Below are 13,095 nucleotides of genomic sequence, written 5' to 3'. Positions count from 1 at the left end.
TCCTGATTGTCAGCCCCCAGGCGGATCTTGAGGATCCGCCACCCGTTCTCGGTGGAGACGCCTCTTTCGGAAGCAGGATGCCAGCAATTCTTGGGTGCTTGACGCCCTGCTCGAAAGACACCGTCGACGGGATGATTTGGGATAACATGGGATATAGTGGGCGTCAACGGAACGGAGGGCGAGCACAGGCCTCATGGCATGCGTTCCCCATGAGACGCATTTACGGTTAATGAATCGTAAGCGGAGCAACGGTTTGCTCCGCTTTCTGCAAATTTCGAGCCTGTGGAAAGATGGGGTCAGCCGGCCTGTAAGCCGGGTTCTGTAGGGCCCAAAGTCTTAGAGACTTTGGACGTGGCGACCATTCCTCTGGGACGATCATTGCTGACCGCCTCTAGCAACCAACCCGGACGACCAGCCTGGAAGCGGGCCTGGCGCGAGCGCCTGTCGTCCCTATTCGGTTTTGCTCCTGGTGGGGTTTACCATGCCGTCCGCATTGCTGCGTCCGCGGTGCGCTCTTACCGCACCCTTTCACCCTGACCCCGGGATCCGGAGACCTTGCGGGGCGGTCTGCTTTCTGTGGCACTTTCCCTAGGGTTTCCCCCGCCGGACGTTATCCGGCACCTTGCTTCCATGGAGCCCGGACTTTCCTCCCCGAGCTGAGCTCGAAGCGGCCGCCCGGCCAGCTGACGGGCGGGATGTGGTGCCAAAAGGGTCCTGCCGTCAAGGGCAACGGCTCAATCGGCCGCTGCCGTGATCACCTTCACCTTGGCGCAATAGGCCCGGGACGCTGCGGTCATGGTCTGTGTGCGGTGACCGAACTGGTAGCGCAGGATCGTGCCGCAGGTATCGCCGCCCGCAAGCTTGTAGGCGGTGGCCAGGTACTTGAGGCCATAGCGGAGGTTCGTTTCCGCATCGAGAAGGCCGGCGGCATCGCCTTTGTAGCCCAGAGACTGGGCCGTACGGACATTGATCTGGGTGAGACCCATGTTCGGGCCATTGCGGGCACCGGCGTTGTATCGGCTCTCGAGCCGGACCACAGCGTCGGCCAGTTCATATGGCAAACCATTTTCGGACGCATAGCGGGCGATAAGAGGCTTGAGCGCGACGGCACGGGTTGCATCTGACATCCGGGTCTTGGACGCGGCACCCATCAGCGCCATGGGAAGGGAGGCGGTCTCCTGATCCGCCTCTTCCGGCGTGGGCACTGCTTTTGCAACCTTCTCCGGTTGTGCCACTTCCGCCTTGGCCACCTGGGTCTTGGCGGGCTTGGAAGCAACAGCCTCTTTCAGCTTCTTCTTACCGGTAGCCTTGGGGTCCGGCTCTGACGTCTCCGTGGCAGAAGCTGCCGCAGCCTCTTCCTCAGCGAAGGCTGCGGCTTCGGCGGCCGCCGCGCCTAGGAACTGCTCGGCCTGATCCGGAGAGATGGGGGAATTCTCGCCTCCGCCGGCCCGGGCCTGCGATGCCACCACGAGGGCCGCTGCGCCCAAACCTGCAATTGCCAGCGTTCTGAGGAAGTGTTGCCAAGTCAAACCGTAACTCCAGCTGGCATTAACCACGAGGATGCGCTGGGTGGCGGCGAAATGGGGCAAAGATGTGGCGCCGTCCGCCCCAATTTTGTTCAGAATTCGTTCAAGCTTGACCGTATTGTCTTCGTGGCGCTTGGGCCCTACAACACAATTCCAGCCTTCACATGGCTCCGAATCCCGCCCTCTCTCCTGCGTTGGAGGAACTCTTTCCCCGCACAGGAGTTGGCGACAGCGTAAGGTCAAGCTAACTACCGCCGGGCCGACGGCCCGCTCAACAACAGGGAAGCCTCCATGAAGAAGATCATGACAGCCATTGCCGCCGGTGCCCTCACCCTCTCGATGGCAGCCTGCAATACTCCTGGTGAGCGTGCAGTCGGCGGCGCCGCCATCGGCGGCCTCGCTGGTGCGGCCATCGGCGGCGCTGCAACCGGCACGGCTGGTGGCGCTCTCGCCGGTGCAGCCATCGGCGGTGCCGGTGGTGCGATCGTCGGCGCCTCGACGGCTCCGCGCGGCCCGGCCTGCCCGTACGGCACCTACCAGGACGTCTACGGCAACGTGTACTGCCGCTAATCACACCTGAAAGCGAATTTCGGGGGCCGAGGCATTCTCGGCCCCTTTTCTTTTGCCTGCACTTGAGCGTACGACTGATCTCAAGATGATTCAGTCGATTTGGGGTAAGCTCGGTGGAGCCGGCATAGGCCTTGCGTTGGGCGGGCCGATTGGTGCTCTCCTGGGCGGCGTCGCCGGCCACGTTCTCGTCGATCGCGAAGGCGCTTTGTTCGGAAAGCCGCCGCGCGACGTCATTTTCACAATGGGCCTCGTGGCGCTCGCCGCCAAGATGGCGAAGGCCGACGGCGTCGTGGTCGACGTGGAGGTCCGGGCTTTCGAGCAGATCGTCGAAGTGCCGGACAGCGAGCATGACAAGGTGGAGCGCCTGTTCAACCTTGCCATGCAGACCTCGGATGGGTTCGAGGCTTATGCCCGCCAAATCCATGAAGAGTTCAGCGAAGAGCCTACGCTTCTTGAGGACGTGATCGACGGCCTGTTCCACATCGCCAAGGCAGATGAGGCCGTGCACGAGGCCGAGTATGCCTACCTCAAGGATGTGGCAACGATCTTCGCCTTCTCAGACGTGGATTTTGAGCGCATCGCCGCCCGCCACGTGCAGCGCAAGGACGACCCCTATTTCATCCTCGGGGCCGACCGGAGCATGAGAGACGAGGAGCTGAAGCGGCATTACCGCAAGCTCGTGGCCGAAAACCACCCCGACCGGGAGATCGCCCGCGGCCTGCCACCGGAGGCCGTGAAGATCGCCACCGAGCGCCTTGCCACCATTAATGCTGCATGGGAACGCATCGCCGCCGAGCGGAACCTCAGGTGATCGCGTGAGCGCGCTGACCCCGGAAAGCCCCCTCGCCAGCAAGGTGTTTCCATCCCCCAACCACGGGGAGCGTAAAGATGGCCAGCGCCCCAGCATGCTAATCCTTCACTACACGGGCATGCCCCATGAAGGCGAAGCCCTGCAGTGGCTGTGCAATCCGGTCTCGCAGGTCTCGGCCCATTACTTCGTGTTCGGCGACGGGCGCGTGCTGCAGCTGGTGCCGGAATCGCGCCGGGCCTGGCATGCAGGCCTCTCTTCCTGGGACGGGGAGCACGACATCAATTCCTGCTCCATCGGCATCGAGATTGCCAATCCCGGCCATCCGGGCGGCCTGCCGCCCTTCCCCGAGGAGCAGATCGAGAGCGTAGCGGCCTTGGCCAAGGACATCGTCACCCGCTGGCGCATCCCGGCCACGCGCGTGCTCGGCCATTCGGACGTGGCGCCGGGAAGGAAGGTCGACCCGGGCGAGCTCTTTCCCTGGAAAAAGCTGCATGAGGCAGGCGTCGGCCACTGGGTCGCCCCGGCCGCCACGAGCGATGGCCGCTTCTTCTCCCGCGGCGATCAGGGCATGCCCATCGAGGCCCTGCAGGCCATGCTGGTGATGTACGGCTACGGTCTGAAGATCAACGGCGTCTTCGACGAGGACACGGAAAAGGTGGTCGCCGCCTTCCAGCGCCATTTCCGGCCCGAGCGCGTGGATGGCGTGGCGGATGCCTCCACGATCACGACCCTGCGCAACCTGATCGCAGCCCGGCCGCAGGCGGCAGCATGACAAAGAGTTAACTCGCAACACTATAGGAAATCGGCCACAATCGCCCCGCATGAATGATCATGTCTTGCTGAGGGTTGTTGGGTGCGTCGCGTCTGGTTGTGGCTGATCATCATTCTTCTGGTGGCTGGGAGCGCCGGCTTCCTCCTGTGGAAGCCGACGGGCGGCAATGCCTCGGATCAAGCGTATCGGCTCGGTGCGGTTGATCGCGGCCAGGTCATCGCAAGCGTGCGTGCGACCGGGACGCTCAACCCCGTCACCACGGTTCTCGTGGGCTCCCAATTATCCGGCCAAGTGGTTGAAATCCTCGCCGACTACAACACGCCCGTAAAGGAAGGCCAGGTGGTGGCCCGTCTCTATGCGGAGCAGATCAAGTCGCGCCGGGATGCAGCGCTGGCGGACCTCGCCCAGGCCAAGGCCGATCTCGACACTAGACGGGCCCAGATCGACAAGGCCCGTTCCGCGCTTCAGCGCGCCGAAGCGCAGGCCGCCGACCTTCGAGCTCAGAAGGACCGCATTCAGGCCCAGTTGGAGGAAGCCCGACGCAGCCTCGAGCGGCAGACGGAACTCAACACCCGCGCGGTGGGAACCCAGACGGCCCTGGAGCAGGCCCGTACGCAGGTGGACATTCAGACGGCAAACCTTGCTTCCGCCGACGCGCAGATCGCGTCCAACCAGGCAGAGACGCTTGGGCTGAAGGCCGATCTCGCATTGTCGGAAGCGAATGTGAAATCCTCCGAGGCAATCATCCTGCAGCGGCAGGCAAAGCTGAAGGACATCGAGATCGATCTCGCCCGCACGGAGATCAAATCGCCGGTCGACGGCGTTGTGGTCAAACGCGACATCGAGCTTGGGCAGACGGTGGCCGCCTCGCTCTCGGCGCCGACCCTGTTCACCATCGCGCAGGATCTCAGAGAGATCGACATCTATGCCAATATCGACGAGGCCGATGTGGGTCGTCTCAAGGACGGGCAGAAGGTCTCCTTCACAGTCAACGCCTATCCGAACCGCACCTTCAATGGCAGGGTGCGCATGGTGCGCCTCGCCGCGCAGACGGTTCAGAACGTGGTCACCTACACGGCGGTCATCAGCGTGCGCAACCAGGACCAGGCTCTGCTGCCCGGCATGACCGCCAACCTCCAGATCATCACCGACGAGCGCGAGGATGTGCTGCGCATTCCGAATGCGGCTTTGCGCTTCCGGCCTGCAATCACGATAGCAACGAGCGAGACAGGAGACGGCACGCCGGATGGCGAGACGCCTAGACGGCGGCCGCGTGTGCCGGATGAGCAGGCCGGAAATGGCGAAGCAAGGGGCGTGGCGGCTAACGGCCAAGATCTGCGGCGGCGGCCCCGTGGCGAGCAGACCGGGTCCATGCAGGACGAGGGCACCAGGGCGCGCATTTACCGCGTCGGACCTGACGGCAATCCGCAGCCCATCCATGTGCGGCTTGGCGTGACGGACGGAGCCTATACGGAAATCCTTCGCGGCGACCTGGAGAAAGGCGCTGCCGTCATCATCGGCGCGCTGCGCGCCGACGCGGCAGACGATACGAACGGGGGCGCCGGCAACCGCCGCCCGCGCCCGCCGCGGATGTTCTAGGAACACGGCCTGTGGCTCTCATCGAAACGCGCGATCTCAGCCGGGTCTATGACCTCGATGCCGGACGCGTCGTGGCGCTCGACGGCGTGTCGCTCGATATCGACCAGGGTGATTTCGTGGCCGTCATGGGCCCGTCCGGTTCAGGCAAGTCCACCTTCATGAACCTCGTCGGCTGCCTCGACCGGCCGACGGGCGGTCATTACCGGCTCGCCGGCACCGCCGTCGAGAGCCTCGATGCGGACGGCTTGGCGCGCCTGCGCAACCGCGAGATCGGCTTCGTGTTTCAGCAGTTCAACCTGCTGCCGCGTGTCGACGCCCTGGGCAATGTGGAATTGCCGATGATTTATGCTGGCTTCGATCGCAGGACCCGCCGCGAGTGCGCCTTGCAGGCCCTCGGCCGTGTCGGTCTTGCGGACCGCGCCCATCACCGGCCTATGCAGCTCTCCGGCGGCCAGCAGCAGCGCGTGGCGATTGCTCGTGCCCTCGTCAACAGCCCGAGTCTCCTGCTCGCCGACGAGCCGACGGGCGCCCTCGACAGCCGCACGGCCAACGAGATCATGGCACTGTTCCAGGAGCTCAACCGCGAAGGCGTCACCATCGTGCTCGTGACGCACGATGCGGAGGTGGGGCGACATGCCCACCGCCTCGTTCGCTTCCGCGACGGTCATGTGACCGAGGATCATCACCAGACACCCGTCGATGCCCGCGATCTCGCATCGGAGGCAGCCGAATGAGATTGATCGAAGCGATCCGCTCAGCCCTCTCGGCCATCATGGCCAATGCCCTGCGCAGCCTGCTCACGATGCTCGGCATTGTGATCGGCGTCGCAGCCGTCATCGCCATGGTGGCGATCGGCTCCGGCGCGCGCAACCTCGTCGACCAGCAGATCCGCTCGCTCGGCGCCAACCTCGCCATTGTCACGCCCGGCAACGTGACGCAGGGCGGCGCACGGCTCGGCGCAGGCGCGGCCTCATCGCTGACCGACGAGGACGCACGGGCGATCCGGCGAGAGATCGATGGCGTAGTGGCGGCAGCCCCCTTCGTGCAGGGCGGCGCGCAGGTGGTGGCCGGGGGCAGCAACTGGGGCACGCGGATCTACGGCATCGACCTCGACTGGTTCGCCGCCCGCGAATGGGATGTCGCCACCGGGCGCACTTTCGACCCGGAAGAGGTGCGCCGCGGCGACATTGTCATTCTTCTCGGACAGACGGTGGCGCGCAACCTCTTCGGCGAGGACGATCCCATCGACCAGATCGTGCGCGTGCGCAACGTGCCATTCCGCGTCATCGGCGTGATGGCGCCGAAGGGCCAGTCGGCTTTCGGGCAGGACCAGGACGACGTGGTCTTCGTACCGCTCGACACGGGCCGCCGCCGGGTGATCGGTCGCAACTACGCCAAGGACCGCTCCGTCGGGTCGATCTTCGTGAAGTTCGCCAACGAGGGCGACATCGAGCCCGGCATCGAGAGCATGACGGAGCTGCTGCGGCAGCGTCATCGGATCATCGGAGAGCAGGAGGACGATTTCTCGATCCGCAACCTGACCGAGATCGCCAACACGGCAACGGCTTCCGCCAACACCCTCTCCATGCTACTTGCCGCCGTCGCCGCCGTGTCGCTGCTCGTCGGCGGCATCGGCATCATGAACATCATGCTGGTTTCGGTCACGGAGCGTACCCGCGAGATCGGGTTGCGCTTGGCTGTCGGCGCGCGTCCGCGCGACATCCTCAGCCAGTTCCTCATCGAGGCGACGACGCTATCCACCATCGGCGGCGCACTCGGCATTGGCCTGGGCGCCGGCGCCGCCTATCTCGTGGCGCAGCTCGCCGGCTGGCCCTCGCTCGTGTCGACGAAAGCCATCCTCATGGCTGTGGGCTTCTCGGCGCTGGTGGGCATCTTCTTCGGGTTCTATCCCGCGCAGCGTGCCGCGAAGCTCGATCCGATCGAGGCGTTGCGGCGGGAGTAGTTGCCACTCTCGTCGAGCGACCCCAGATCGGCTGCGCCGTCCGGGATGACAGCGCAATTGAACGTCTACTCCGCCGCCATCACCCGGTAGCTCGCAGGATCGTAATTCAGGATCGGGCTGAGCCAGCGCTCGACCTCGGCCACGCTCATGCCCTTGCGCTCGGCGTAATCCTCCACTTGATCGCGCTCGACCTTGGCGACGCCGAAGTAATACGCCTCCGGATGCGACAGGTAGAGGCCCGACACGGAGGAGCCTGGCCACATGGCGTAGGATTCCGTGAGCTTGACGCCGATGCGGCGCTCGGCTTCGAGCAGGCTGAACAGCGTTGCCTTCTCCGTATGATCGGGCTGAGCAGGATAGCCGGGGGCCGGGCGGATGCCCTGGTATTCCTCACCGATCAGACTCTCGTTGCCGAGGCTCTCGTCCGGTGCATAGCCCCAGAACTCCTTGCGCACGCGCTCGTGCATGCGTTCGGCGAAAGCCTCCGCAATGCGGTCGGCCAGCGCCTTCACCATGATCGAGCGGTAATCGTCGTTGGCGCGCTCGAAACGCTCAGCAATGCGCACCTCCTCGATGCCGGACGTCACCACGAAGGCGCCGATCCAGTCGGGCTTGCCGCTCTCGGCGGGCGCGACAAAATCGGACAGGCAGACATTCGGCTTACCGTCGCGCTTGGAGAGCTGCTGGCGCAAGCCGTGGAAAGTGGCCAGCTGTTCCGATCGGCTCTCGCCCGTGAAGAGGCGGATGTCGTCGCCCACTGTATTGGCCGGCCAGAAGCCGATGATCGCCTTCGGATTAAACCAGCGTTCCTCGACGAGCTGCTTGAGCATTCCTTGGGCGTCGTCCCAGAGCTGGCGCGCGGCCTCGCCCTGCTTCTCGTCTTCAAGGATTGCCGGAAAGCGGCCTTTCAGCTCCCACGTCTGGAAGAACGGGGTCCAATCGATATAGGGCACAAGCTCGCCTACATCGTAGCTGCGGAACACGCGCGCACCGGTGAAGGTGGGCTTCGGCGGCTGATAGGACGACCAGTCGATCTTCAGGCTGTTGGTGCGCGCCCTCTCGATGGGGAGACGCTGTTTGTCGGCTTCGGAGCGCGCATGGGCATCCGCCACCTTCCGGTACTCGGCCCGGAGCGTCTCCACATAGCCGTCCTTCATGTCGGACGAGAGCAGCGACGACACGACACCGACGGCGCGGCTTGCATCCGTCACATAGACGGCCTGTCCCTTGTTGTAGTTCGGATGGATCTTCACCGCCGTATGCACGCGGCTCGTGGTGGCGCCGCCGATGAGGAGCGGGATCTCGAAACCCTCGCGCTCCATCTCGCTTGCCACATTCACCATCTCGTCAAGGGACGGCGTGATAAGGCCCGAGAGGCCGATCACATCGACCTTCTCCTTGCGCGCGGTCTCTAGGATCTTCTGCGCCGGCACCATGACGCCGAGGTCGATGACCTCGTAGTTGTTGCAGGCGAGCACGACACCGACGATGTTCTTGCCGATATCGTGCACGTCACCCTTCACGGTGGCCATCAGCACCTTGCCGGCGGCGGAGCGTTCGGTGACGCCCGAGGCCTCCTTCTCAGCCTCCATGAAAGGCATGAGATAGGCGACCGCCTGCTTCATCACGCGAGCGGATTTCACCACTTGCGGCAGGAACATCTTTCCGGCGCCGAAGAGATCGCCCACCACGTTCATGCCGGCCATGAGCGGGCCTTCGATCACATGCAGCGGACGGTCCGCCTCCTGTCGTGCCTCTTCCGTGTCCTGCTCGATGAACTCGGTGATGCCGTTGACCAGGGCATGCTCGATGCGTTTCCCGACAGGCCAGGACCGCCACTCCAGATCAGCTGCCTTCACGGCCCCTGTTCCATCGCCCTTGAAGCGGGGAGCCGCTTCGAGAAGGCGCTCCGTGGCGTCGGGGCGACGGTTGAGCACCACGTCCTCGCACAATTCGCGCAGCTCCGGGTCGATCTCATCATAGACCGCGAGCTGACCGGCATTGACGATGCCCATGTCCATGCCGAGCTTGATGGCGTGGAACAGGAACACCGAGTGCATGGCCTCGCGCACGGGCTCGTTGCCGCGGAAGGAGAACGAGAGGTTCGACACGCCGCCGGAGATATGGGCATGCGGCAGCGTCTCGCGGATGATGCGTGTCGCTTCGAGGAAAGCGACGCCGTATCCGTTATGCTCCTCGATGCCGGTTGCCACCGCGAACACGTTCGGATCGAAGATGATATCTTCCGGCGGGAAACCGACCTGCTCGGTCAGGATCCTGTAGGCACGGGTACAGATTTCGACCTTGCGCTCGAGCGTATCCGCCTGACCTTGCTCGTCGAAGGCCATCACCACAACCGCCGCGCCGTAGGAGCGACAGACCTTCGCGTGCTCGATGAAGGCTTCCACGCCCTCCTTCATGGAGATCGAGTTCACGATGGCCTTGCCCTGCAGGCATTTAAGGCCGGCCTCGATGACGTGGAACTTAGAGGAATCCACCATCACCGGCACGCGGGCGATGTCGGGCTCGGCCGCCACGAGGTTGAGGAACTCCACCATGGCCTTCTCGGAGTCGAGCAGACCCTCGTCCATGTTAACGTCGATGATCTGCGCGCCGTTCGCCACCTGATCGCGCGCCACATCGAGCGCGGAAGCGTAGTCGTTGTTGGTGATGAGCTTGCGGAACTTGGCAGAGCCGGTGACATTCGTGCGCTCGCCCACATTCACGAAGGGAATGTCTGAGGTGAGCGTGAAGGGCTCGAGGCCGGACAGGCGCATGAGCGGCTGCATCGTCGGTACCTTGCGCGGCGCCTTGCCGGCAACGGCCTCCGCAATGGCGCGGATATGGTCCGGCGTGGTGCCGCAGCAGCCGCCGACCACATTGACGAGGCCGGCATCGGCGAACTCCGCCAACATCGACGCTGTCGCTTCGGGACGCTCGTCATAGAGGCCGAACTCGTTTGGCAGGCCGGCATTCGGATAGGCGCACACGAGGGTGTCGGCCACGCGGCCGATCTCCTGGATGTGGGCGCGCATTTCCCGCGCCCCGAGAGCGCAGTTGAGGCCGATGGAGAACGGCTCCGCATGGCGCACGGAATACCAGAAAGCTTCAGGCGTCTGGCCCGAAAGCGTACGGCCGGAGAGATCCGTGATCGTGCCCGAGATCATCACGGGTAGCCGGATGCCCTTCTCGGCAAAGACCTGTTGCGTGGCGACGATGGCGGCCTTGGCGTTGAGCGTGTCGAAAATGGTCTCGATCAGGATGATCTCGGAGCCACCGTCGACGAGCCCCCTCACCTGCTCGGCATACGCCTCGCGCACCTGATCGAACGTCACGGCGCGGTAGCCCGGATTGTTCACGTCGGGCGAAATGGAAAGCGTGCGGTTCGTCGGACCGATCGCACCAGCCACGAAACGGCGACGGCCATCCTCCTTCTCCGCCAACAACGCGGCCTCACGGGCGAGGCGCGCGCCATCGAAGTTCAGTTCGTAGACGATTTCCTCCATGCCGTAATCGGCCTGTGCGATGGAGGTGCCGGAGAAAGTGTTGGTCTCGACAATGTCAGCGCCCGCACGGAAATAATCGAGGTGAACCTTGCGTACCGCATCGGGCTGCGTGAGGATGAGCAGATCGTTATTGCCCTTGACGTCCTGCCTCCAATCCTTGAAGCGCTCGCCGCGAAAATCCTCTTCCGAGAAGCGCGAACGCTGCAGTTCCGTGCCCATGGCACCGTCGAGCACCAGAATCCGCTGCGAGGCGGCATCCCGAAGCGCCTTGAGGACGTCGGGGCCATTGGCCAGGCGAGGAGTGAATGCAGTCATTCGATCTGTTCTCGTTGCATCGCAGCCGGTTCGTAGGCCGTCGACGTTGATTTCGGCAATATCAGGCGGCAACCTTCACGCTCTGGTCGCGCAGGCCAAGCAGATGGCAAATGGCGTAGACCAGATCGGCGCGGTTCATGGTGTAGAAGTGGAACTCGTTGACGCCGCGGTCGACGAGGTCGATCACCTGCTCGGCGGCTACCGCCGCGGCCACGAGCTTGCGGGTCTCCACATCGTTGTCGAGGCCATCGAAGCGGGCTGCCAGCCAGGCGGGAACGCTCGCGCCGGTTTTTGACGCAAAGTTCGCCGTCTGCTTGAAATTCTGCACCGGCACGATTCCAGGTACGATCGGGATGCTGATGCCGCGGTCGCGCACGCGATCGAGAAAGCGGAAATAGTGATCGTTGTCGAAGAAGAACTGCGTGATCGCCCGGTCCGCTCCGCAATCGACCTTGGCCTGCAGCGCGTCGATATCCGCATCCAGCGATGAGGCTTCAGGATGCTTTTCCGGATAAGCGGAAACCGACACTTCGAAATCACCGATGGCCTTGATGCCGGCGACGAGATCGCAGGTCTGCTGGTAGCCACCCGGGTGAGCCTCGTATTGCGTGCCGATACCGCCCACCGGATCGCCACGCAGAGCCACGATGTGGCGCACGCCCGCATCCCAATAGGAGCGCACGACCTCATCGACCTCCTCCTTCGTGGCCGCCACGCAGGTGAGATGCGCGGCGGGCTTCAACTGCGTTTCCTGCACGAGGCGGGACACTGTGGCGTGCGTCCGCTCGCGGGTCGAACCGCCTGCACCGTAAGTCACCGAGACGAACTGCGGGTTGAGCGGAGCAAGACGCTGGATGGATGACCACAGGGTCGCTTCCATCTCCAGGGTCTTCGGCGGGAAGAATTCGAAGGAGACCTTGATCGGACGGGAGGCCTGACGGCTGGGGCGGAGGCTGAGCGGTGACATCAGGCGACCTCTCTATCGGGTTCGTTCAAGGGCCAATCCGTCACGGTGCGGCGATCCTGGCCAAGCCAAAGGGACACGGTCAGATGCTCGTCACCCTTCAGAGGCGGAGCGATTTCTCGGGTAAAGGTGCAGTCGAGCCCGGCCTCATCGAGCCAGCCAGCGACCTGAGCCGGGGCAAAGCCGAGGCGACGATGAGCCTGCGCCTCGCGCAGGAATTCGAGGCTATGAGGCGCGAAATCCACCACGAGAATGCGCCCGCCCGGAGCCACGAGGCGCGCCGCCTCGCGGATCGCACGAGCCGGATCGTCGAGGTAGTGCAGAACCTGATGGATGACCACAAGATCGAACGTGTCGCGCGGGAACGGAGGGGCATAGATGTCCCCCTGCCGCAGCTCGATTCCCCTCAAGCCTGCCTTTTCCAGATTGGCGCGAGCTACCGAGAGCATGGCATGGCTGGCATCCAGGCCAACCGTCCGTCGGGCGCGCGGCGCCAGCAGCTGCAGCATACGGCCGGTGCCGGTGCCGAGATCGACAAGGTTGCGGATCGACCGTGTACCCAAAGCGTCGAGCACGGCGGCCTCGACCACCGCCTCAGGCGCGTGGAGCGAGCGGATCCGATCCCAATCGGGCGCCAAGCGCGAGAAGAAGGCCTGCGCCGCCTGGGAACGCTGGGCGCGCACGGCCTGAAGCCGGGTTCGATCCTCCAGCAATCTTGGGTCGGAGCGGTCGAGGCTTTCCAGGGTTGGGCGGATGATGCGCAGGGCCACGCCCCGATCGGTGAGCCGGAAGAAGGCCCAGGCCCCCTCCCGGTGCCGCTCCACCAGACCGGCCTCGACCAGAAGCTTCAGGTGGCGGGAGATGCGCGGTTGGGACTGGCCCAGGATGTCCGTGAGATCGGAGACGGAAAGCTCGCCCTCCGTCAAAAGGGCCAGGATCCGCAGGCGCGTCTCCTCCGCAGCGGCGCGCAGGACATCCAGGGTCAGGTCCAGCGATGGAGACAGGGTGTCGGGCACGACCAAAACTCGCTCTTACATATAAAGATATGTTTATATCTTTTTCGGAACGA

General features: G+C 64.1%; 10 protein-coding genes and 1 other RNA gene. 6 read left to right on the top strand and 5 right to left on the bottom strand.

The genetic code is table 11. The annotated features are described in order from the left end of the window. Positions 1 to 292 precede the first annotated feature (292 nt). Both rnpB and FHR70_RS05305 read right to left on the bottom strand, forming a co-directional pair. Positions 293 to 687, bottom strand: an RNA gene (gene rnpB / locus FHR70_RS05310) — RNase P RNA component class A. A 47-nt stretch (positions 688 to 734) separates the two neighbouring features. Continuing rightward, positions 735 to 1,529, bottom strand: a complete 795-nt coding sequence (locus FHR70_RS05305; RefSeq protein ID WP_183447792.1) for a lytic transglycosylase domain-containing protein — start codon at positions 1,527 to 1,529, stop codon at positions 735 to 737. Between the two features lie 288 nt (positions 1,530 to 1,817). On the opposite strand from FHR70_RS05305, the gene FHR70_RS05300 reads away from it, so the two are divergent. From FHR70_RS05300 to FHR70_RS05275, 6 genes are all read left to right on the top strand, one after another. Further along, positions 1,818 to 2,096, top strand: coding sequence for a hypothetical protein (locus FHR70_RS05300; RefSeq protein ID WP_183447790.1), 279 nt, complete (start codon positions 1,818 to 1,820; stop codon positions 2,094 to 2,096). An 85-nt stretch (positions 2,097 to 2,181) separates the two neighbouring features. Further along, a complete protein-coding gene (locus tag FHR70_RS05295) occupies positions 2,182 to 2,907 on the top strand; it encodes a TerB family tellurite resistance protein (RefSeq protein ID WP_183447788.1) in 726 nt (241 codons plus the stop codon). A gap of 4 nt (positions 2,908 to 2,911) precedes the next feature. Continuing rightward, positions 2,912 to 3,679, top strand: coding sequence for an N-acetylmuramoyl-L-alanine amidase (locus tag FHR70_RS05290; RefSeq protein WP_183447786.1), 768 nt, complete (start codon positions 2,912 to 2,914; stop codon positions 3,677 to 3,679). A gap of 81 nt (positions 3,680 to 3,760) precedes the next feature. After that, positions 3,761 to 5,278 carry an efflux RND transporter periplasmic adaptor subunit gene (locus tag FHR70_RS24485; protein ID WP_183447784.1) on the top strand — a complete coding sequence of 506 codons (1,518 nt, stop codon included), beginning with the start codon at positions 3,761 to 3,763 and terminating at the stop codon, positions 5,276 to 5,278. Between the two features lie 11 nt (positions 5,279 to 5,289). Beyond that, positions 5,290 to 6,012 carry an ATP-binding cassette domain-containing protein gene (locus FHR70_RS05280; protein ID WP_183447782.1) on the top strand — a complete coding sequence of 241 codons (723 nt, stop codon included), beginning with the start codon at positions 5,290 to 5,292 and terminating at the stop codon, positions 6,010 to 6,012. After that, the gene (locus tag FHR70_RS05275; RefSeq protein ID WP_183447781.1) at positions 6,009 to 7,241 is read left to right on the top strand and encodes an ABC transporter permease; all 1,233 of its coding nucleotides are present in this window, start codon (positions 6,009 to 6,011) and stop codon (positions 7,239 to 7,241) included. Before FHR70_RS05280 ends, FHR70_RS05275 begins: the two co-directional genes overlap by 4 nt. A 65-nt stretch (positions 7,242 to 7,306) precedes the next feature. Here FHR70_RS05275 and metH read toward each other — a convergent pair whose 3' ends face one another. The 3 genes from metH to FHR70_RS05260 form a co-directional block, all read right to left on the bottom strand. Next, on the bottom strand, positions 7,307 to 11,062 hold the full coding sequence (gene metH, locus FHR70_RS05270; RefSeq protein WP_183447779.1) for a methionine synthase: 3,756 nt from the start codon (positions 11,060 to 11,062) through the stop codon (positions 7,307 to 7,309). Positions 11,063 to 11,123: 61 nt separating this feature from the next. Next, the gene (gene metF, locus FHR70_RS05265) at positions 11,124 to 12,029 is read right to left on the bottom strand and encodes a methylenetetrahydrofolate reductase [NAD(P)H] (RefSeq protein ID WP_183447777.1); all 906 of its coding nucleotides are present in this window, start codon (positions 12,027 to 12,029) and stop codon (positions 11,124 to 11,126) included. After that, entirely contained in the window at positions 12,029 to 13,042 is a 1,014-nt protein-coding gene (locus tag FHR70_RS05260) for a metalloregulator ArsR/SmtB family transcription factor (RefSeq protein WP_183447775.1), read from the bottom strand. Before FHR70_RS05260 ends, metF begins: the two co-directional genes overlap by 1 nt. Positions 13,043 to 13,095 lie beyond the last annotated feature (53 nt).

The sequence above is a fragment of the Microvirga lupini genome (assembly GCF_014191055.1).
GTDB classification, from domain to species: domain Bacteria; phylum Pseudomonadota; class Alphaproteobacteria; order Rhizobiales; family Beijerinckiaceae; genus Microvirga; species Microvirga lupini_A.
This window is presented reverse-complemented; position numbering and strand designations above follow the sequence as displayed.

Excerpts from the sequence above, each read along its gene's own strand:
- metF (WP_183447777.1), bottom strand. The coding sequence starts at position 12,029 with ATGTCACCGCTCAGCCTCCGCCCCAGCCGTCAGGCCTCCCGTCCGATC.
- FHR70_RS05300 (WP_183447790.1), top strand. The coding sequence starts at position 1,818 with ATGAAGAAGATCATGACAGCCATTGCCGCCGGTGCCCTCACCCTCTCG.
- FHR70_RS05275 (WP_183447781.1), top strand. The coding sequence starts at position 6,009 with ATGAGATTGATCGAAGCGATCCGCTCAGCCCTCTCGGCCATCATGGCC.
- metH (WP_183447779.1), bottom strand. The coding sequence starts at position 11,062 with ATGACTGCATTCACTCCTCGCCTGGCCAATGGCCCCGACGTCCTCAAG.
- FHR70_RS05295 (WP_183447788.1), top strand. The coding sequence starts at position 2,182 with ATGATTCAGTCGATTTGGGGTAAGCTCGGTGGAGCCGGCATAGGCCTT.